The sequence below is a fragment of the Chryseobacterium pyrolae genome (assembly GCF_025153485.1).
In the GTDB taxonomy this organism is placed as follows: Bacteria; Bacteroidota; Bacteroidia; order Flavobacteriales; family Weeksellaceae; genus Chryseobacterium; species Chryseobacterium antibioticum.
This window is the reverse complement of record NZ_JANZQH010000010.1, coordinates 1-19,239: the sequence shown is the minus strand read 5'-3', so window position 1 is coordinate 19,239 and position 19,239 is coordinate 1. Positions and strand designations below refer to the sequence as shown.

Sequence of the window (19,239 nt, the reverse complement as noted above, 5' to 3'; positions counted from 1 at the left end):
GAAGTCGTTTTTTTAATGTTTTTATATTTCTTAATTAATTCGGCTTCGTTTGAAAAATAGTAAGGTTATAAGATAGACAATTCCTGATCTTTTGTGTATTTAGAAAAAAAATAATGCAAAGGTATTGATCATAAAAACTTTGTATTATAAAAGCGAATAGTAAGTGCAATTTAATCAATCAGATACTCCCAAACGTATCCTGTTTTCTTTTGGTACCGAACTTTCACCCAACTACCTTTTCTATGATCAATCCTATCATTTTGTACTTTTCGCTGAATGATCTCTATTTTTGAATGTAGAGGTGCAATGATTAGAACCTTCCCATTTTTGGAAGGCATATCTCTAATTGAAGCTCCACTTTTAGCTATTATTTTTGCCGATACAAATAGACTGTCCTTCACTGGATTACTATCAAAAAAGCGAAATGCTACGATAAGTAGAACAAGGATAAGACCTGTGATAACCCAGTTCAATATTTTTAAATGAGTCCTGAGTGATTTTAAACTTTCCCAATCTGCCATTTTACCTTAAAAAAAAATAAATTAATCCAACTAAAAAGAGGATGATCATATATTTGCTTACAATCCTGCTTTTCAGTGCTTCCTTTTCCATGTCCAATACGCAGTCATTGCAAAGGAATCTTGGACCTGTATAAGTTACGTCTGTATGTCTGGATGATGAGCGGCCCGTGACAACATTCCTGCGATGGTAAGCCCCCGAACGACCACAATGATAACAATATGCCATTGAATTTATTTTTATTCAACAAATGATGAGTTATTATTCAAATATACATTTTTCTTCATAAATTAAGGATAGAATAACATGAGATTTATATTTTTTATGGACGCTAAGGGAGTAAGACATTGTAGGATAAGTAAAAGATATCACAAGAAAAATAGCTAAATTCGTATGAGTAAACCCAAAACAAAATTTAAATGAAATTTTTTAAAGTCATCCTTATAGCCTCCTTATTTGTGTTTCAGCTGAATGCTGCACAGGAAAAAGCAGATGTAGAATTGAATAAAGCCCTCACAGAAGCTAAAGCCCAGAAGAAAAACGTTCTGCTGGTATTCCATGCTTCATGGTGCGGATGGTGCAAGCTGATGGAAAAAAATATGAACCTCCCTGAAACCAAACCCATTTTCGACAAGAAATTCGTAACCACCTACATCGATGTTCAGGAAAGAGGAGAAAAGAAAAAACTTGAAAACCCCGGCGGACAGGAACTGATGAATAAATACAAAGGCGAAAATGCCGGACTTCCTTTCTGGCTGGTATTAAATCCAAAAGGAGAGGTGCTTGCCGATTCTTTCAACAGTAAAGGTGAGAATTTAGGATCGCCCGCAACCCCTGACGAAGTGTCCACATTTTTGGACAAGCTGGAAAAAAGTTCAAAAATGAATAAAGAAGAACTTCTGATCATTCAGAAAGTCTTTGTGAAAAAGGATAAATAAAAAGAAACTCCCCGGACACTATCCGGGGAGTTTTTAGTCAGATTAACCCAAAAAAATTCTATAATCTGATGGTGCATCTGTAAAGTATTGATAGTCTTCAATATACTTTTATAAATAGTGATAAGATCATATAAAAACTCCCCTAACGATAAGTTGGGGGAGGCTGTTCTCAGATCAAATAAATGTATGAAAGGATATTTCTAGGATCTGAGTACACATCGTCAAAATTTATTATAAGTTTTTATAGTGATAATCGATATTAGTCCACACGATATCATCTCCGGTTGCAGTCATTTCTGATGGATTGTTGAAAACAGTCTTTCCAAAAATATCCTGATAGGTGGTAATCCCGAAAACAGCTTTCTGGGAAATAGTCAGAGCATTGGTATTTTCTCTTGGCATCTTTTTAACGTAGCGGAACGATCTTTTAAGGGTAAAAGAAGATTCACTTCTGTTAAAAACCCCAACCAAATTCTGCTCATTATTTTCAGTGATAAATACAGAGTCTTTTTCAATCTTCACGACGTAGGTCATATCCGCTGATGTTCCGGAGATCAACTGCAAAGAATTGTTTTTCAGGTCTAAACTTATTTTCTTCCACGCCGGCTCCTGGTAAGTACTCCAGTAGGTGCCCAGGTAAGATTCTGAAGGATCAGTCTTTTGGCCTGAAGGGCCTTTGTAAACTGAAATGTTCTGTACACTATACGTTTTATATTCAAAGTTATAGACTTGCTTTTCCACAGGCTGGATATGTTCAGCCACTGAATCTTCATTTCCACTGCATGAGATCATGAAGAGAGTTGCAAGAATAAATAACGACAGGTATTTCATTGAATAATTTTTGCAAAAGTATACATTTTACACCATGTTGTGAAATATAATTCAATAAAATATCTGCTACGCATAATAAAACTGAAGAACTGATACAGAATTTTTAATTCATCCGAAAAAGATATCTCATCGCATACTTTGCACTGAACAACTTTTTTAACGCAAAGTTTAATTTTGACACCGCCTATTTTAAGAAATACTAAGAAGAAATCAATCAAAGATTTGATTCGATTAAGCGCATGTAATATCCAAAAGCTTAGACAGTGGCGAAGTCGCACCTCTTTGCTCAGCTTAAAACTAAGCACATTATCTTTAGACTTTTCGTTAAAGAATTTATAAAAAATTTAAAAAATAAAATATCTTCACCAATTCCTTGATTTTTAAAACTCAAAAAAAAAACTCCCCAGACAAAAATGCCTGAAGAGCCTATTTACAAATTAAATTATTTCTTACTTACCGAAAAAGATCTCGTCCTGTTTCTGTTGCTCATTATAAATAAGCTGAAAATTATCTGGCATGTTCTGATAAAGGAGTTGCCATTGCTGGGTTTTGGAATGCTTTTTAAAGCTCTCCAAAGATCTTACAAACAGGTTTTCGATCACAGTTCTTACATAAGAATCACCGTTTCTATAGATCCAGTCCATCAGTTTGATATGATGGGCTACGATGTAGATTTTCGATTCCTGCAGCATATCCTTTAAATAATTAATGGTAGCCTGGATAACGCCGGCAAAGTTTTCCTGCACAGATAACTGTGTGATTTCCTTTCGGAGTGGTGGATAGAAAAATTTTAAGTATTCAACGGCTATCTTTTTATTAATAGCTTGCATTTGTACTTTCATCATAACTAATATTTTTCAGTATTTATATTGCAGCCAAATGTGTACCAAAATTTACAGCATGGCAGCAAAAATAAAAACGCCTATAATCACAGCGATGTGAGTAAGCAATACCTCTGTATTGTGCCTAGTAGTCGTTGTTTTCCACGTTTTCCAGTCGGATATTCTTCTGATTTTTGATTTCATAACCTGTTGAATTTGAGTGGTTTTCAATTTTATGTAAAATGAGCTTTTGTAATGAAACAGATGAAAAATGTAATAAAATTTTAAATGCCATGGGTGTAAATCTGTCTCGAGTACGTCTGTTGTAACTCCCTGGAGATGTGACTAAAGATTACTTTTCTGTATTCTCCGCTGCAAAAAGCAGTAAAATTGTCCAATGAATAGATGAAAACTCCTTCTATAGCATTTTTTAAAGCAGTATCGCCGTGTATGTAAATTTTGTCCATTTTTTGAAGACTTTTGAATAAAATATTTCTGTCATTCTGTCGGACCATACTTTTAATGCGCTCCGTGAAACTTCTAATCACACTGTAAGAGTTCTGAGGTGTAGTTGGGGTAAGTTCATTTTCAAAGTCAGGAATCACTTCTGTAATTTCCCGGATGGCTTCTGAATAGTTCATATGATTAATGATTTTGTTCTAAAAGTTTAATGAGGGCTCCAAAGACGAAAACAGTCAGAAAAGCCATGAGAATAACATGGTAGGGTTTCAGCCATTTTGGAGTGGCCGGCCCTCTGCTTTTTAATCTTCTTAACTTGTCAATGCGGTTTAAGGTCTTCAGGTCCATATGGTATGTTTTGAAGATGATGAAGCGAATGGTGTTCCTTTGTATAGGAATTTTGCTTAATTGTTTATAAATCAGAATTTTATGTTTTTTATAGGATGTGCCAGGATTAAAAAAATCCTGTCAAAATGATAAGGTTTTTATCAGAATGAAATGAAGAGATCACGTTTTTTTTTAAACTATTAAGGAAGAATAAGTTTTTAAGAACATAAAGAAACATTTCTTATCACAGTGTTCATTTAAAAAAATCATTTGATTTTACCTTAACTTTCCTCATCTCCTTCATTAATCTTAATGGTTTAAATGCGCGTTTGAAACGTAATCCTTACCATCTGCCTGATCCGCGCTCGATAAAAAATATCAGCAACTTCTTTTTTCCTAAACATCAGGCGATCTATTTTATTTGTATGATGGAAAGGATAGAATGAATATCTTTGCACTCCAAATTATTCAGGACATGTTTTCAAAAATTATAGTACACAGAGTAGGAAATAAAATCAACGGAGAATCTTTAACGCTGTCTCAGGAAGAGTTGAAGCTGGAAGAAGGAATGGCAGAACTGCTGGAAGATTATTTTTTAGGTTCTTTTAAATCAGAAGAGACCTTCAATTTTTACAGCGACACGTATTTGGTCAATAACCCGGTCTACAGTTCGGTATCCGAGATCTTTGAAGACAAATCGAAATTCCTTTGGGAATCTGAAAATATTGCAAAACACCTTTTTGAAGCAGCTGAAAATCCTAGAGTTCAGGGTGGAGAATTGTTTATCGTGCTTTTTGAAGAAGAAAGTGACCGTCCGGATAAAGTAGATAAAATCGGGATCTTTAAAACCGAAAAGAGAGAATCTTTCCTTAAAATTTCACCTAATGAAGAAACTTTTGATATTGAAAAAGACCAGGGAATCGGTTTGTCTAAAATAGATAAGGCTGCTTTGATCTACAACAATAACAAAGAGACCGGATATGTACTTTCTGTGGTCGACAACAACAAAAACGGAGATATGTACTATTGGTTTGAAGATTTCCTGAAAGTAAAACAGCGTGATGACGAATATTTCCACACGCAGGAAGCCCTGATGGTGTACAAAGATTATATCACTAAACAACTTCCGCAGGAATTTGAAGTGTCAAAAGCAGACCAGGCAGATTTCTTAAATAAATCCATCAATTTCTTCAAAGAAAAAGAAGAATTCAAAATGGATGAGTTTGCCACAGAAGTATTGGGAGACGAACATGTGATTGAAAGTTTTGTGAATTTCAAAACCGATTACGAGCAGGATATGCAGGTGAATATTGCTGAAGAATTCCCAATCAGTGAAGCGGCTGTAAAGAAAACACAACGTCATTTCAAAAGCATCATTAAACTGGATAAAAACTTCCATATTTACATCCATGGCGACAGACAGAAGCTGGAAATGGGCGAGGATGACAAGGGAAAATACTACAGACTTTACTTCGAAAAAGAAGTGTAATCAAACAAAAATAACCTGAGTTAGGGTTTGAGAGTGAGAGAGTCGGAGAGTTATAGAGTGATAGGGTTTTAGAGTTTTGAACTGGTTATCAGTTGCTGGTTGCTAGTTCGTAGTGATGAAGTTAATAAGATGATTGTCTGAAATCTTGGCTCTTGTCTCTTAAAAATTCACCATTCACTTGCGAAGCAAAATTCACCATTGACATTCTAAATATAAAGAATCAAAGAGGGCTAATTGTTTAATTGGTCCTCTTTTCGTATTGGGAATTCACCCCTTTTTCCTTCCTTTGTTATATGAAAACAACCATTATCGATCTGTCGAAACCCATTCAGTACAATGCCGGAGATCCCTGGTTCATGAGGGTTAAGATCAAGCATAAATCGCATAAAAAATCGTACTGGCTGATCCGTCTGGCATTAAATCTTCCATTCAGGCTTTTTCCTAAAAACTGGACAGGATGGGCAGATGATTCGATCAAAAATATGGGTCTGCATGCGACGACACACATTGATGCTCCCTGGCATTATGGGCCTGTTGTGGAAGGGAAACCTGCCAAAACGATTGATCAAATCCCTTTGGAGTGGTGCTATGGCGATGGTATTGTCATCGACTGTACCCACAAAGAAGATTTTGTGGCGATCACCATTGATGACTTGAAAAAAGATCTCGATAAAAACGGAATTTCCATTCAGGAAGGAAATATTGTCCTCATCAGAACAGACCGTGATACAATGATGGGAACCACAGATTTTGTAGAAAAAGGAACCGGAATGAGTAAAGAAGCCACAGAATGGCTGATTGATCAGGGAGTAAAAGTAATGGGAATCGATCAGTGGGGATGGGATCTTCCGCTAAAATATATGGCTAAAAAAGCAAGAGAACTCAATGACCCCGAATATTTCTGGGAAGGGCATCGTGTAGGCATTGAAAAAGAATACTTACATATCGAGCAGCTTACCAATCTCAGTGCATTGCCTCCTTCAGGTTTTAAAGTCAGTGTATTTCCACTAAAAATTGTGGGTGGTTCTGCAGCTCCGGCCAGAGTGGTAGCCATTATGAACCCTTAGAAATTAATATTTGGTGGTTGGAAGCTGGAAGAGGGAGGCAGGAAGTGATCCTTGGCATGGTTCTAAACCATGCCAAGGATAATCAAGAATACTTTTCAAAACTATTTTTTCCTAAAGAATAAGGCTCTCCCATATTCATAATTCATTCTTGCAATATTCAGCACAGAAATTCCCTGAGGGCACTCTACTTCACAGGCCTCGGTATTGGAGCAGTGTCCAAAAAGTTCATGGTCCATCTGGGTGACCATATTCAGGACACGGCTGCTTCTTTCCTCCTTACCTTGAGGAAGAAGGACCATATGAGTGATTTTTGCAGAAGTGAATAAAGCGGCACTTCCGTTTTTACACGTAGCCACACACGCGCCACATCCGATGCAGGCGGCAGAATCAAAAGCCTCCTCTGCAGTTTGATGAGTCACAGCAATTGCCGTGGCATCAGGAGCCTGACCCGTATTCACAGAAACAAATCCGCCTGAAGAGATAATTCTGTCAAAAGCCGACCGATCGACTTTCAGGTCTTTCTTTACAGGAAAAGCTTCTGCCCGGAAAGGCTCTATTAAAATCGTTTCCCCATTTTTGAAAGACCTTAAATGAAGCTGGCAGGTCGTTGTATTTTTTAAAGGTCCGTGGGCAATTCCGTTGATCATCATGCCGCACTGTCCGCAGATTCCTTCGCGGCAGTCGTGATCAAATTCTACAGGTTCGTCGCCTTCCGTAATGAGTTTTTCATTTAAAGTATCCAGCATTTCCAGGAAAGACATGTGGGGATTCAGTTCTTTCAGATCATAACTGACCAGTTTTCCTTCACTTTGTTTGTCTTTCTGTCTCCATATCTTAAGATGTAAATCCATAATTTTTGTTTTTTATTTGTAGCTTCTTACCGTAGGCTGTATTTCTTCAAATATCAGCGGTTCTCTGATCAGTTCCGGCTCACTGTTTTCGCCTGTCCATTCCCATGCGGAGATAAACTGATACTCAGCATCATTTCTTAAAGCTTCTCCGTCCGGAGTTTGAAATTCTTCTCTAAAGTGAGCACCGCAGGATTCATTCCGGGTTAAAGCATCATAGCACATCAGCTCCCCGATTTCGAAATAATCGGCGACACGGCCAGCTTTTTCAAGTTCCGTATTCATTTTATCCCCTTGTCCGGAAACCCGTACATCTCTGTAAAATTCCTGCTTTAGTTTCCTGATTTCTTCGATGGCATATTTCAGACCTTCTTCGTTTCTGGCCAGTCCGCAGTAATCGTATAAAAGTTTCCCCAGCGTTTTATGGAAGTAGTCAACTGTTTTAGTCCCTCTGATACCCATAAAATCCTGAATCTGTTTTTTTACGGCATTTTCTGCTGCTTCAAACTCAGGACCATCCGGAGAAATTTTTCCGGTATGGATTTCATCAGCTAAATAATTGGCAATGGTGTATGGAGCAATAAAATAGCCGTCTACAGAAGCCTGAAGAAGCGAATTGGCTCCCAATCTATTGGCTCCGTGATCTGCAAAATTAGCTTCTCCCAACGCAAACAATCCTGGAATAGTGGTCATCAGTTCATAATCTACCCAAAGTCCTCCCATTGAAAAGTGAGCAGAAGGGGAGATCATCATCGGTTCATTATAAGCATTGTACCCTGTGATCTTAAGATACATATCGAATAAATTTCCGTATTTCTCCTGGATCTTTTCCTTTCCCTGCTCTCTTATCGCTTTGGAAAAATCAAGATAAACTGCATTTTTCAAAGTTCCGATTCCAAAACCGGCATCAATTCTTTCTTTGGCCGCACGGGATGAAATATCTCTCGGAGCAAGGTTTCCAAAAGCAGGATACCTGCGTTCCAGATAATAATCTCTTTCGTTTTCCGGAATATCATTAGGGAGTCTGCTTTCATCAGCCTTTGACGGAACCCAGATCCTCCCGTCATTACGCAATGATTCTGACATCAAGGTTAATTTGGATTGATAATCTCCGGATTGCGGCAATGAAGTAGGATGTACCTGAATCCAGCTTGGGGAAGCCATTAAAGCCCCTTTTTTATGAGCTCTCCAGATCGCAGAACCATTGCATCCCATTGCCAGGGTTGAGAGATAATAGATTTTTCCATAACCACCAGTTGCGAGAATAACCGCATGAGCGGCATGTCTTTCGATTGCTCCGGTATCTAAATTTCTCACGATAATTCCTCTTGCTTTGCCATCAATCATGACCAGATCAAGCATTTCATGTCTGGAATACAGTTGCACTGTGCCTTTTCCAACCTGTCTCATCAGAGCTTGGTAAGCTCCAAGAAGGAGTTGTTGTCCGGTTTGTCCTCTTGCATAAAACGTACGGCTCACCTGAACCCCACCGAAGGAACGGTTGTTAAGATATCCACCATATTCACGTCCGAACGGAACGCCCTGTGCTACCGCTTGATCAATGAGGTTTAAAGAACATTCTGCCATACGGTAAACATTCGCTTCACGGGCTCTGAAGTCTCCGCCTTTTAACGTATCTACAAACATTCTGTAAACGCTGTCTCCGTCATTTTTATAATTTTTAGCCGCATTCACACCACCCTGCGCGGCTACGGAATGCGCTCTCCTCGGGCTGTCCTGGAAGCAGAATGATTTAACATTGTAGCCCATCTCACCCAGAGAAGCAGCAATAGAGCTTCCCGCGAGACCGGTTCCTACGACAATAACGTCCAGCTTTTTACGGTTAGCAGGATTAACGAGTTTAGCTTTCTTTTTATAATTGTCCCATTTTTGTTCTAATGGGCCTTGTGGTATTTTTGAATTTAAGATCATAACTTTTCTGTTTAATGGGCAGTAAAGAATACATAAACCGGCATCAGTGCAAAACCTATACTGATAATGACTGAATAGACAATTCCGGCGGTTTTGAACCATTTTACAAACTTAGGATGATACAATCCGAGCGTTCTGGCCGCACTGTGAATCCCGTGGATCAGGTGATAGCATAAAGCTCCCATTGATACTACGTAAATGATAACATACCACCATTCTTTGAATACCGTTACGACAAGAATATACAAATCCTTATTTCCGTTGTCGTCCAGCGGTGGGCTTCCAAATTTGTAGACATACCAGAAATTCTGAAAATGGATCACCAGAAAGATCAGAATTAACGTACCTAAAATTCCCATATTCCGGGAATACCATTTACTGGCTCGCCCACGTCTTTCCGACTGATAATCGCCTCCCGATTTTTTGTTTTTTAAAGTAATAACCAATCCGTCCAGGGCATGCAGAATAATACTTGCATACAGCACATATGAAACCATTTTGATCAGAATATTTCCGGACAGAAAATGCGAATACGTATTAAATTGCAGGTGCGCCTGCTCCGGTGGAAGAAACAGCTGGAGATTTCCCAAGAAATGGATCAACAGGAAGAAGCTCAGGAATAAACCTGTAAGGCACATCAGCATTTTTCTTGACAAAGTTGACAGCATAATTTTTTATTTAATGATTAATAATATCCTAAAACTTTCATCCACAGTCCTCCGACTACCATATAGATGATCAGTAGCACGATCCCGATTTCAAAACCTCGCAGCCACCAGGCTTTCAGCTCAACGTAGCCGCTTCCGTAGAATACAGGGGCAGGGCCGTGGCCGTAATGGGTAAGTACCCCATAAATTGAGCCTAAGAAACCAAGCATCATGGCCAACAGCATCGGTGGAATTCCCAAAGAAACACCAACTCCTAACAAGGCCGCATACATCGCTGCCACATGGGCTGTTGCACTCGCGAAAATATAGTGACTGAAGAAATAGACAACAATAATTACCGGAAAGGCAACCTGCCAGCTTAATCCGCCTATTTTTACTTTAATCAGATCACTGAACCAGCCAATGAAACCAAGTTCATTTAAAGAACTGGCCATCATCACCAGAACAGCAAACCAGACAATCGTGTCCCAGGCCCCTTTCTCTCCTTTGATATCTTCCCACGTCAGTACGGAAGTAAGAAGTAACATGGTAAGTCCAATGAAAGCCGTTGTTGTAGCATCTATAGACAATGCTCCTCCAAATATCCAAAGCGCTAAGAGAATAAAGAAAGCTAATAGCATCAGCCATTCATTACGGGAAATAGGTCCCATTTCTTTTAATTTCTGAGCCGCCATTTTTGGGGCATCTCCTGTCTTTTTCAATTCAGGTGGGTATAATTTGTATAAAACCAACGGTACCACAAAGAATGCCACCAATCCGGGAACGAAGCCTGCTGCAGCCCATGACATCCATGTAATATTGATTCCTAAATTCGCTGCAAATTTCTGACACATCGGATTACTCGCTGTTCCGGTAAGGAACATAGAAGAAGCGATGAGGTTCATATAATAACTGTTCAAGGTAAGAAAAGAGCCCAGTTTTCTATGGGTTTCAGGTTTTTCAGGAACTGAGTCAAAACTTATGGCCATAGATTTCATGATCGGGTAGATGATTCCGCCTCCTCTTGCCGTGTTACTCGGAATAGCTGGAGCTAAACATACATCGGCAAGTCCAAGACCGTAGGCAAGTCCCAATGAGCTTTTACCGAAAATCCGGATGAATAAAAAGGCAATCCGGTTCCCGAGTCCGGTTTTGATAAACCCTCTGGCGATAAAGAATGAGATCCCGATCAGCCAGATCACTTTATCCCCGAATCCGGAAAGTGCTTTAGTGATTGATTTTCCTGCATCTCCGGGAGCTACCACCTGGGTAAGCGCTGTAAATGCAATAGCCATCATACACATGGTACCCATAGGAGCAGCTTTAAGAATAATTCCTAAGATGGTAGCCGCAAAAATAGCAAACAGATGCCATGCATTTTCAGCAACGCCTTCCGGGGCAGGAATAAACCATATAATCAGCGCAACGGCAAACGTTATCGCGATATTTGTGATATTAATTTCTTTCATGATTTATAAATATTTAAGCGGTTAAAATCTACTTTGGACCTGAACAATGAATAGATTGTTGTTGTATTGTGAAGTGTTTTCTACCTGATGTTTGTAACGGTCAAACTGTACACCCAGCTGAATTCTTGCGCCATAGTTTTTCAGGAATTCCAGTCCGAACATCGGGGTTATGGTCTGTCTTGGGTTGGAGCTCAATCTGAAATTGGTGTCTAGGTATTCGTAACGGCAAGACAGTTCGAAAGCGCTGAGGTTTTTGTGATTGATCTCGTATCTTACATTCGGAAGAAAATAAGCTCCACGAATCAGATACTGGTCAGGATTCGAAGGTCTTAGTTCCGGATCGATGGTGTTGTACAGGACATGATTGGTTGCCTGTTTAGCTTCCAGCTGCATGTCCAGGCTCCATTTCGGGTCAAACCGGATCAGTGAACTGAGATCAATTCCCACGGCATATACTTTTTTACTTAAAACTTCGCCGATGCCACCATTCAGACCGATATTGAAATTATATTTTTTTGACAGTCCGAAAACCAGTCTTGTAGAATATTGTTTTCCGTTGTCATTATCATTCACTTGATTTTTGCCATTTCCGTTAACGACTGATACAGCATACTGGAAAGGTATTTGTCCCAGTTGAAGCTGTCCGGTAGCGGAAAGTCCGATCTGGAAACTTGTCCAGCCCAGTTTTCCAAATTCCGTATATTGATTGGACCAATCCAGAGACTTGATGATGTCAATAGGATAGGTCTCCTCAATACCGAACCAGGGTCTGAACTGTCCAACGGTAAAGGCCAATTTGGGGTTGAAGGTATATTTCAGATATGCATTTTCAAGCACCCTGCTTTTAGGGTCATTTTTAAAATCAGCGAGGTTAGCAAGGGCCACGACTTCTGTTCTTTTGCTGATCTGTGCACGTACCTGAACCCTCATGTATTTAAGCATGAAATTATTACTGGTTCCTGATCCGTCTGCATGATGCAAACCGTTCACGTCGACATCTTTGGCCATTCCAACGAGATAACGCGCCTGAAAAAGACCTTTAACCTGAAGCACCGGATATTTCACGTTGTCTTCCTCCTGTTTATTCTGCTGCAATGAATCCTGGATCTGTGCACTGACTGAAAAACAAGCCAGCAGGGCACAAAAGATGAGGCTTCTTTTTTTTGGTGAAAAAAGGGTCATAGTAATGGTGTTTAATGAATGTATTATTTAAAGGATCAAGAATGTAAAAGGTTTTGAGGTAGTTCTACTTGATCGTTCTGATGAACATTTCCCGGAAACCCCCATAAATCAACTGATATTTCATAGTACGAATCCATGGATAGGGTATTCATCATATTATTGAGGTTTTGATAGATCATCCTTGTAGAGGCTTCATACCCACTACCAACCCCTGTGGTAAGGATAAATATGGGAATAATTAAAGGGAACTTTTTCATAGTGTTATTATTTGAATTTAAATGATGATTTTATTGAAAATAATGCAGAAAAATTCAGAAATTTCTAATTGTATTCATTATTTGGTGATATAAATTTAATAAATTTTGTTTAATTAACATAATAATTTGAGGTGTTAATGTAAAATTCATGTGATGAATCATGAAGGGAAAATTAAACTTGACTGGCCCTGAAATTTTTAGTATATTATAAATTAAAAGCCATTATAAATATGAAAAAAGCAAGTGGATTTGCATTGAAATTCAGATAGATCCGGCTCACGGATTACAGGGATTATGGTGTTTTAAGGACTTCCGTGATTTAATACCACAAAGTAATATGTCGTTAAAAAAATCGTTATATTTGATTGATCAAAGAAAAATATGAATTTTGTAGAGTGTCATGAGGAGCCTATCCATATTCCTGGGTATATACAAAGTTTTGGATATCTGATTGGTATTGACGCAGAATCTCACTCCATCACTTTCTTCAGCAGGAATATTGCGGATATATTTAGGGTTGAAAATGCAGAACAGCTTTTTAACAGGAAACTTATGGATTTTCCTGAGATTTTCCGTTCTGTTATCGATTCGGATCTTTATGCTTCCATTCAGGACTTTACAAAAAGAGAAAACGAAACGCATTTTGATAAGGTGTTTATCAGTGGAAAGGAATATCATTTTTCAATTTTCAGGAGTGGTAAACATATATTCCTGGAATTCGAAGCTGTGCGGGAAAATCCGAATAAAAGAATCTCCAATAAATATGACAATTTTTATGTCATAGACAATGAGAAGGAGCTTTGGGAGCAGTTGCTGAGCACCCTTTCCAAGATTGTCAATTATGACCGCATGATGGTTTATAAGTTTATGATGGACGGTTCAGGAAAAGTGATTGCGGAAAGAAGAGATGAGAATATGGAAAGTTATCTCGGTCTTCATTACCCTGAATCTGATATTCCGAGACAGGCCAGAGCTCTCTATTTAAAGAAACGAAAAAGAATATTCAGTAATGTATATGCAGAGACCGTTCCGCTTATCAGCAGGACGGATGAAAGTATTGACCTTACTTTCGTGGCTTCGCGGGGAATGTCGCCTGTTCATGGGCAGTATATCAAAAACTCCGGAGCTTCTTCCAGTTTCAGTGTATCCATTATTATTGATGATTATCTTTGGGGATTGGTTACTTGCCAGAACTCCGAGGCTAAGCATATTGATCTTGAAGACCGGGTGCAGGCGGGAATATTTACGGCTCTGGCTTCTAATGCCTACTCTTCATTTAAATCTAAAAATGAACTGAACTATCGTCTGGCGCTGAATGAAAAATCGTCCCAGCTGAAAGCGGAGTTTTTAAAACATAACAATCTGTTTGACTCTCTTGCGGATAATAAAGGAAAGATCAGGAAACTGCCTGAAGCCGATGGTTTTGTTATTATTTCAGAGAATGATACAGTCACTGTAGGAACGGTTCCTGAGCGTGAAACGATTGATAGAATTGCGCACTGGGCCCTTGAGAATACGGAAGAAAGTATGTACGTCAGCAGAACTTTTCTTAAGGATTATGGAGAAGAATTGGGGCTGACTGAGAATGCTGCCGGAATCATTATTTATTTTATTGAAAGAAGCAAAAAGGAAATGCTGATCTGGTTCCGTAAGGAGTTCAGCGAACATATCAACTGGGCCGGAAATCCAGAGAAGAAAGTAGGGGTGCTTCTGCAGAATGGCGAAGAAAAACATATTATTTCACCGAGGACATCTTTTCATATTTTCACTGAAAATATTAAAGGAAATTCGAAAAGATGGAATTCCCGAGATATCAGTTCGGTACAGGCCGTTCGCGATGTGATCCTTGAGACTTCGCACAAACAGTACAATGCCATCAAAGCCCTGAACAATGAGCTGAGGAAGGTGAACGAGGAGCTTGACAGTTTCTCCTATACCATTTCGCATGACCTTGGGACACCTCTGACCGTGATGAAGCTAAATGCCCAGATGCTGCTTTCGAATTTTGAAAAAACAGAAAAAAATAAAAATAAGCTGACCTCCATTGTTGAAGAAATCGACAATATGGCGGAAATGATGCATGACGTATTGCAGCTCAGCCGTGCAAAGCACAGTGATATAGAGTTGGAACGGCTTCAGCCTTTAAATACGATCCTGAAGATCTCCGAAAACGCAAAAATCACTTTTGAAAGTCCGAAAAGCGAGGTCGTTATTAAAGAATGTCCTGATGTACTTGCTGATAAAACGATGCTTCATCAGGTGTTTTTAAATGTGATCAACAATGCTGTAAAATATTCTTCCCATAGAGACGAGCCGAAGGTGGAAATATGGGGAGCGGAAGAAGGTGAAAATATTGTGTACAGGATCTCTGATAATGGAATTGGGATTCCACAGGAGGAAAAGCATAAAATGTTTAAGATCTTCAACAGAATGGATAATGCCAAAAAGTTTAAAGGAAATGGAGTAGGGCTGTCCATTGTCCACAGAATTATGAAAAGGATTGGTGGAAATGTGGATTATGATAGCAATAAAGAGGGTACTTGTTTCATTTTAACGTTCAAAAAACCGTAAATTTGGGAAACTTTAAAAACCTTATTTATGGTATCAGAGTATCTTAAGCAAAATACGGCGGAATATCACGATGCTGCGGAGAAACTTTTTAATTCTGAAAAAATTTTCAACAAAACTTTCACTTTGGAGGACTATAAAAAGATCATCAATACAAATTATCTGATGCTTCTTCACAGTGAGGATAAAATATTCGGTAGCCTTTCTGATAAATATTCGGAAAAACTTCAACTCAACAACAGAATCAAACTTCCTCTTATCGAGAAGGATCTTAAAAGTCTTTCTTTGGAAAACCAGACCATTTCACACAATCTTCAGTTTGATAACGAACATGAAGCTTTAGGAGCAATGTATGTGATCGAAGGTTCTACCTTAGGAGGGAATGTAATTGCCAAGCAGCTTTCTAAAACAGAGGGTTTTGACAATGTGACTTTCAATTTCTTCGGATGCTACCAGGAAAATACGGGACCGATGTGGAAAAATTTCAAGGAGGTTCTGGACACTGAAGTCACTGAAGAAAACTATAATGAAGTTCTTTCAGGAGCAAAAAAACTATATACGTTTTTACTGAACGTCAATTAATTTCATTGAACCCTAATTAAATTCCTGAAAAATTGCCCACATTTTCAGGAATTGTTAAATTTGGGCGTTTCAATTTTTAGACTAAACTAAAAAATAATTTAAAAAAAGTATACAATATGAAAGTAACTGTAGTAGGTGCAGGCGCTGTAGGTGCAAGCTGTGCAGAATACATCGCAATGAAAAACTTCTGTTCAGAAGTAGTTTTAGTAGACATTAAAGAAGGATTTGCTGAAGGTAAGGCAATGGATTTGATGCAGACGGCATCGCTGAACGGATTCGATACAAAAATTACCGGAACAACAGGAGATTACAGCAAAACTGCAGGTTCTCATGTAGCAGTGATTACTTCAGGTATTCCAAGAAAACCAGGAATGACCAGAGAAGAGTTGATCGGTATCAATGCTGGTATCGTGAAAGAAGTTACTCAAAACTTAGTAAAAAATTCTCCGGAAGTAATCATCATCGTAGTTTCTAACCCAATGGATACGATGGCTTATTTAGTACACAAAACTTCAGGTCTTCCTAAGCACAAAATCATCGGAATGGGTGGTGCATTAGACTCTGCAAGATTCAAATACAGATTGGCTGAAGCTCTGGAAAGTCCTATCTCTGATGTAGACGGTATGGTAATCGCTGCACACAGTGATACAGGAATGCTTCCGTTATTGAGCAAAGCAACAAGAAACGGTGTTCCTGTAACTGAATTCTTAGATGAGGAGCAACAGAAATACGTGATCGAAGAAACTAAAGTAGGAGGAGCTACATTAACTAAATTATTAGGAACCTCAGCTTGGTATGCACCAGGTGCAGCAGTTTCTGTAATGGTTCAGGCAATCGCTTGCGACCAGAAAAAAATGATCCCTTGTTCTTTAATGCTTGAAGGTGAATACGGACAAAATGATATCTGCCTGGGTGTTCCTGCTATTATCGGAGCAAACGGAGTAGAAAAAATCGTTAATGTAACACTTACTGCTGATGAGCAGTTGAAGTTCGCTGAAGCGGCTAACGCTGTGAGAGAGGTGAACGGAGATCTTAAGTTTTAATTGATTTAAGCTTTATATATAGGAACCGCGCCCTCGGGCGCGGTTTTTTTAGTTATTTTTATGTTATAAAAATAAATTTTATTCAGGATGTAATTCTATTTCGACAATTCTGAGTAAACAAAATCAAGATCCTGAAATTTTAGCTTACTAAAATCATCACTGGGAACCTGAATCTCACCTAAGCGAGCAAAAAGAATTGAATAGTCTTTAGAACCAAACTCTTTTTGCATAATTTGATCGGCTCTGTCTCTAGTGACTGTAACTGTACTTTTATATTCATTATAATATTTCTTCTTGTCATTAAGGTCAATAGGAATTGATGTTATCGTGATTTTATTAATTGAAGTTTGAGCAAATGCCTGAAATGCAACATATATAATATCTCTCTTGACCGTTTCATTAATTGTTTTGTCCGAATCACCTTCTATGATAGGTTTGGAAACTTGAATATGTAAATTTTTCTCATCAGTGTTTATTAACTTTAAGGTTCCTTGCTCAACTGTAAAATCATGAGCATCCTCTAACATCTCTTTTACAGATTTATATTTTTTTAATTCAGATGGGTTAATTTTTTGTGTTTGAGAGGTTTCTATTTTTGTTTCGCTTTCTGTGATAACTGATTCGTTTTTTTTATCATTACTACAGCTTAATAGTACATATATAAAAGCGATTAATAATATTTTATTCATTTTGTAATTAAGTTTCAGGTTGTAATTTTAACTAATGTAATAATTTAGTTTAATCGATATCAATTGTTTGAGCTAAGCTTTCAAAACTATTATTATCATAATAATCTAGTTTACTATATCCGTTCATATTGTTGATTGTGTAAACAGCTTTTATGTTTTTCATGTCTTCATCTTCCGTATATAATCCAGTAAGAGGGTTGGTAGGAAATCTTGCATTATTTGCCTTTTTAAAGAATACTAATATTTGAAAATAACCATCTGTGTAATCAGATTTTACATTTGAACAGTAGTCTTTTAATTGGGTGAAGCTAATATCTTCATCGACTTCGAAAAGTGTCATTTGATTAAAATTACCATCACTTCTTATTTCCTTTTTACTATCAATTTTTTTCATTTTATCATTGTTGTATTTTAGCTTTGATTGCGTCTCAATAGAGCTTGTTATTGGATCTTGTTCTTTTTTGTTATTACTACAGCTTAGAGAAACTAATGTTATAGCATACAAGATTAGATTTAATTTTACATTCATAATTGTTGTATTACAGTAGTTCAAAGCTAAAGACTCTTTATGCTTAACAATTGAGGGAAACCATAAGTAAGTTCTTTTGTACTAGTAAAAAAGCATTAATTCCCTTACTTATAATTTACAGCTATTAGTCTTTGGGTCATTATGAATATTTTCAGCGCGACCTTCGGCCACGCTGAAAATATTATTTTACGTCTTATTTTATCTGTCTTAAAACATCTAATAGCTCAGGAATTTTATTTACCTGTGATTCGGTCCAGAAATAATGATCATTATCAATTACACCGAAATCCTTTAAGTAAATAGAAATTCTTCTTGTATTTTTTTCAATATAAAAATTGAATGATATCTCTTTGGAATTAAAAATGTAGGTTGTAGATTTTTTCTTTTCCGTCTTATCTTTTATATTGGGAATAACATATAATTCTATAAACTGAATAAATTCTTCCACTTCATTTAAATCAAGCCATGACGTCTTAAAAAATCTTCTTGATTTTCCCATAAAATCATATTTTGCATCCATGTCAACCTGAATGGATTTTATTTTCTGATTAGTTTTTAAATTGGTTGCTTCCACCGGGAAAAATGAAACTTCTTCGCCAATACCTGATTTAAAATCAGCTGTAACGTTCCAGTTTTTATCGACTTGAGTAAAATCAGCGCCATCAATGAATTTTCTTGTGCTGGAATTTAAATTCTCTTTTTGTTGTGCCGAAATGCATAAGCATGCCAACAAAAAGAAAATAATGGAGATTCTTTTCATTATAATTAATTTTAGTTTTCAACCTAAATATAATAATATTTATAGATTAAACATTACGGAAAGCCATAATCAAAGGCCTTCTGAGTGTCTTTATCGTTTCGGGGAGTTTGCTAATGGGTAGAAGGCCCCTAGTCAAGCGCTTCTAAGCTATGCATGATGCGGTTGTAAAGGGTTTTACAAGTATATGAATAGTTTCGGGGGGGGGGGGGGGGCGCGGCGAGGCCGTTTATTTTTTTATTTTAATAGTTATATTTATTAAAAAAAAAAAAACAAAAAACAAAA

Annotated in this window: 20 protein-coding genes; 6 read left to right on the top strand and 14 right to left on the bottom strand. The window is 37.7% G+C overall.

Features of this window, described 5'->3' with window-relative positions:
- Positions 1-170 precede the first annotated feature (170 nt).
- Positions 171-521: an SH3 domain-containing protein gene (locus tag NZD88_RS18040; protein WP_259830977.1), complete on the bottom strand. Its 351-nt coding sequence runs from the start codon at positions 519-521 to the stop codon at positions 171-173.
- Positions 522-938: 417 nt separating this feature from the next.
- Between NZD88_RS18040 and NZD88_RS18035 the strand changes: the two genes are divergently transcribed.
- Positions 939-1,457, top strand: coding sequence for a thioredoxin family protein (locus NZD88_RS18035; protein WP_259830975.1), 519 nt, complete (start codon positions 939-941; stop codon positions 1,455-1,457).
- 231 nt (positions 1,458-1,688) lie between these two features.
- Here the strand turns inward: NZD88_RS18035 and NZD88_RS18030 are convergent, their stop codons facing one another.
- From NZD88_RS18030 to NZD88_RS18015, 4 genes are all read right to left on the bottom strand, one after another.
- Positions 1,689-2,288, bottom strand: coding sequence for a hypothetical protein (locus tag NZD88_RS18030; protein ID WP_259830974.1), 600 nt, complete (start codon positions 2,286-2,288; stop codon positions 1,689-1,691).
- A 449-nt stretch (positions 2,289-2,737) separates the two neighbouring features.
- The gene (locus NZD88_RS18025; protein ID WP_169236743.1) at positions 2,738-3,133 is read right to left on the bottom strand and encodes a DUF7674 family protein; all 396 of its coding nucleotides are present in this window, start codon (positions 3,131-3,133) and stop codon (positions 2,738-2,740) included.
- A 48-nt stretch (positions 3,134-3,181) separates the two neighbouring features.
- The gene (locus tag NZD88_RS18020; protein WP_259830973.1) at positions 3,182-3,313 is read right to left on the bottom strand and encodes a hypothetical protein; all 132 of its coding nucleotides are present in this window, start codon (positions 3,311-3,313) and stop codon (positions 3,182-3,184) included.
- An 80-nt stretch (positions 3,314-3,393) separates the two neighbouring features.
- A complete protein-coding gene (locus NZD88_RS18015) occupies positions 3,394-3,750 on the bottom strand; it encodes a DUF7674 family protein (RefSeq protein WP_259830972.1) in 357 nt (118 codons plus the stop codon).
- Positions 3,751-4,370: 620 nt separating this feature from the next.
- Between NZD88_RS18015 and NZD88_RS18010 the strand changes: the two genes are divergently transcribed.
- Positions 4,371-5,384: a nucleoid-associated protein gene (locus NZD88_RS18010; protein WP_169236745.1), complete on the top strand. Its 1,014-nt coding sequence runs from the start codon at positions 4,371-4,373 to the stop codon at positions 5,382-5,384.
- 293 nt (positions 5,385-5,677) lie between these two features.
- Positions 5,678-6,451 carry a cyclase family protein gene (locus NZD88_RS18005; protein ID WP_259830971.1) on the top strand — a complete coding sequence of 258 codons (774 nt, stop codon included), beginning with the start codon at positions 5,678-5,680 and terminating at the stop codon, positions 6,449-6,451.
- Positions 6,452-6,552: 101 nt separating this feature from the next.
- On the opposite strand, the gene NZD88_RS18000 is transcribed toward NZD88_RS18005, so the two are convergent.
- Genes NZD88_RS18000 through NZD88_RS17975 form a run of 6 tightly spaced genes read right to left on the bottom strand, consistent with a single transcriptional unit; the run spans position 6,553 to position 12,786 of the window.
- The gene (locus NZD88_RS18000; RefSeq protein WP_169236746.1) at positions 6,553-7,302 is read right to left on the bottom strand and encodes a succinate dehydrogenase/fumarate reductase iron-sulfur subunit; all 750 of its coding nucleotides are present in this window, start codon (positions 7,300-7,302) and stop codon (positions 6,553-6,555) included.
- A gap of 12 nt (positions 7,303-7,314) precedes the next feature.
- Positions 7,315-9,231 carry a fumarate reductase/succinate dehydrogenase flavoprotein subunit gene (locus tag NZD88_RS17995; protein ID WP_259830970.1) on the bottom strand — a complete coding sequence of 639 codons (1,917 nt, stop codon included), beginning with the start codon at positions 9,229-9,231 and terminating at the stop codon, positions 7,315-7,317.
- Between the two features lie 11 nt (positions 9,232-9,242).
- A complete protein-coding gene (locus NZD88_RS17990) occupies positions 9,243-9,899 on the bottom strand; it encodes a succinate dehydrogenase cytochrome b subunit (RefSeq protein WP_259830968.1) in 657 nt (218 codons plus the stop codon).
- 17 nt (positions 9,900-9,916) lie between these two features.
- Complete coding sequence (locus NZD88_RS17985; protein WP_259830967.1) at positions 9,917-11,347, bottom strand: anion permease; 1,431 nt, start codon at positions 11,345-11,347, stop codon at positions 9,917-9,919.
- A 21-nt stretch (positions 11,348-11,368) separates the two neighbouring features.
- A complete protein-coding gene (locus NZD88_RS17980) occupies positions 11,369-12,529 on the bottom strand; it encodes an OprO/OprP family phosphate-selective porin (protein ID WP_259830966.1) in 1,161 nt (386 codons plus the stop codon).
- 35 nt (positions 12,530-12,564) lie between these two features.
- Positions 12,565-12,786, bottom strand: a complete 222-nt coding sequence (locus tag NZD88_RS17975) for a hypothetical protein (protein ID WP_259830965.1) — start codon at positions 12,784-12,786, stop codon at positions 12,565-12,567.
- 381 nt (positions 12,787-13,167) lie between these two features.
- Here NZD88_RS17975 and NZD88_RS17970 point away from each other — a divergent pair, with 381 nt between their 5' ends.
- The 3 genes from NZD88_RS17970 to NZD88_RS17960 all read left to right on the top strand — a co-directional run bounded on the left by NZD88_RS17970 (position 13,168) and on the right by NZD88_RS17960 (position 16,979).
- Positions 13,168-15,357: an ATP-binding protein gene (locus NZD88_RS17970; protein ID WP_259830964.1), complete on the top strand. Its 2,190-nt coding sequence runs from the start codon at positions 13,168-13,170 to the stop codon at positions 15,355-15,357.
- 27 nt (positions 15,358-15,384) lie between these two features.
- Positions 15,385-15,936 carry a biliverdin-producing heme oxygenase gene (locus NZD88_RS17965; protein ID WP_259830963.1) on the top strand — a complete coding sequence of 184 codons (552 nt, stop codon included), beginning with the start codon at positions 15,385-15,387 and terminating at the stop codon, positions 15,934-15,936.
- A 116-nt stretch (positions 15,937-16,052) separates the two neighbouring features.
- Positions 16,053-16,979 carry a malate dehydrogenase gene (locus NZD88_RS17960; RefSeq protein ID WP_259830962.1) on the top strand — a complete coding sequence of 309 codons (927 nt, stop codon included), beginning with the start codon at positions 16,053-16,055 and terminating at the stop codon, positions 16,977-16,979.
- Positions 16,980-17,074: 95 nt separating this feature from the next.
- Here the strand turns inward: NZD88_RS17960 and NZD88_RS17955 are convergent, their stop codons facing one another.
- The 3 genes from NZD88_RS17955 to NZD88_RS17945 all read right to left on the bottom strand — a co-directional run bounded on the left by NZD88_RS17955 (position 17,075) and on the right by NZD88_RS17945 (position 18,957).
- A complete protein-coding gene (locus tag NZD88_RS17955) occupies positions 17,075-17,668 on the bottom strand; it encodes a hypothetical protein (protein ID WP_259830961.1) in 594 nt (197 codons plus the stop codon).
- Positions 17,669-17,717: 49 nt separating this feature from the next.
- Entirely contained in the window at positions 17,718-18,197 is a 480-nt protein-coding gene (locus NZD88_RS17950) for a hypothetical protein (protein ID WP_259830960.1), read from the bottom strand.
- Positions 18,198-18,390: 193 nt separating this feature from the next.
- The gene (locus NZD88_RS17945; RefSeq protein ID WP_259830958.1) at positions 18,391-18,957 is read right to left on the bottom strand and encodes a hypothetical protein; all 567 of its coding nucleotides are present in this window, start codon (positions 18,955-18,957) and stop codon (positions 18,391-18,393) included.
- Between the last annotated feature and the right edge of the window lie 282 nt (positions 18,958-19,239).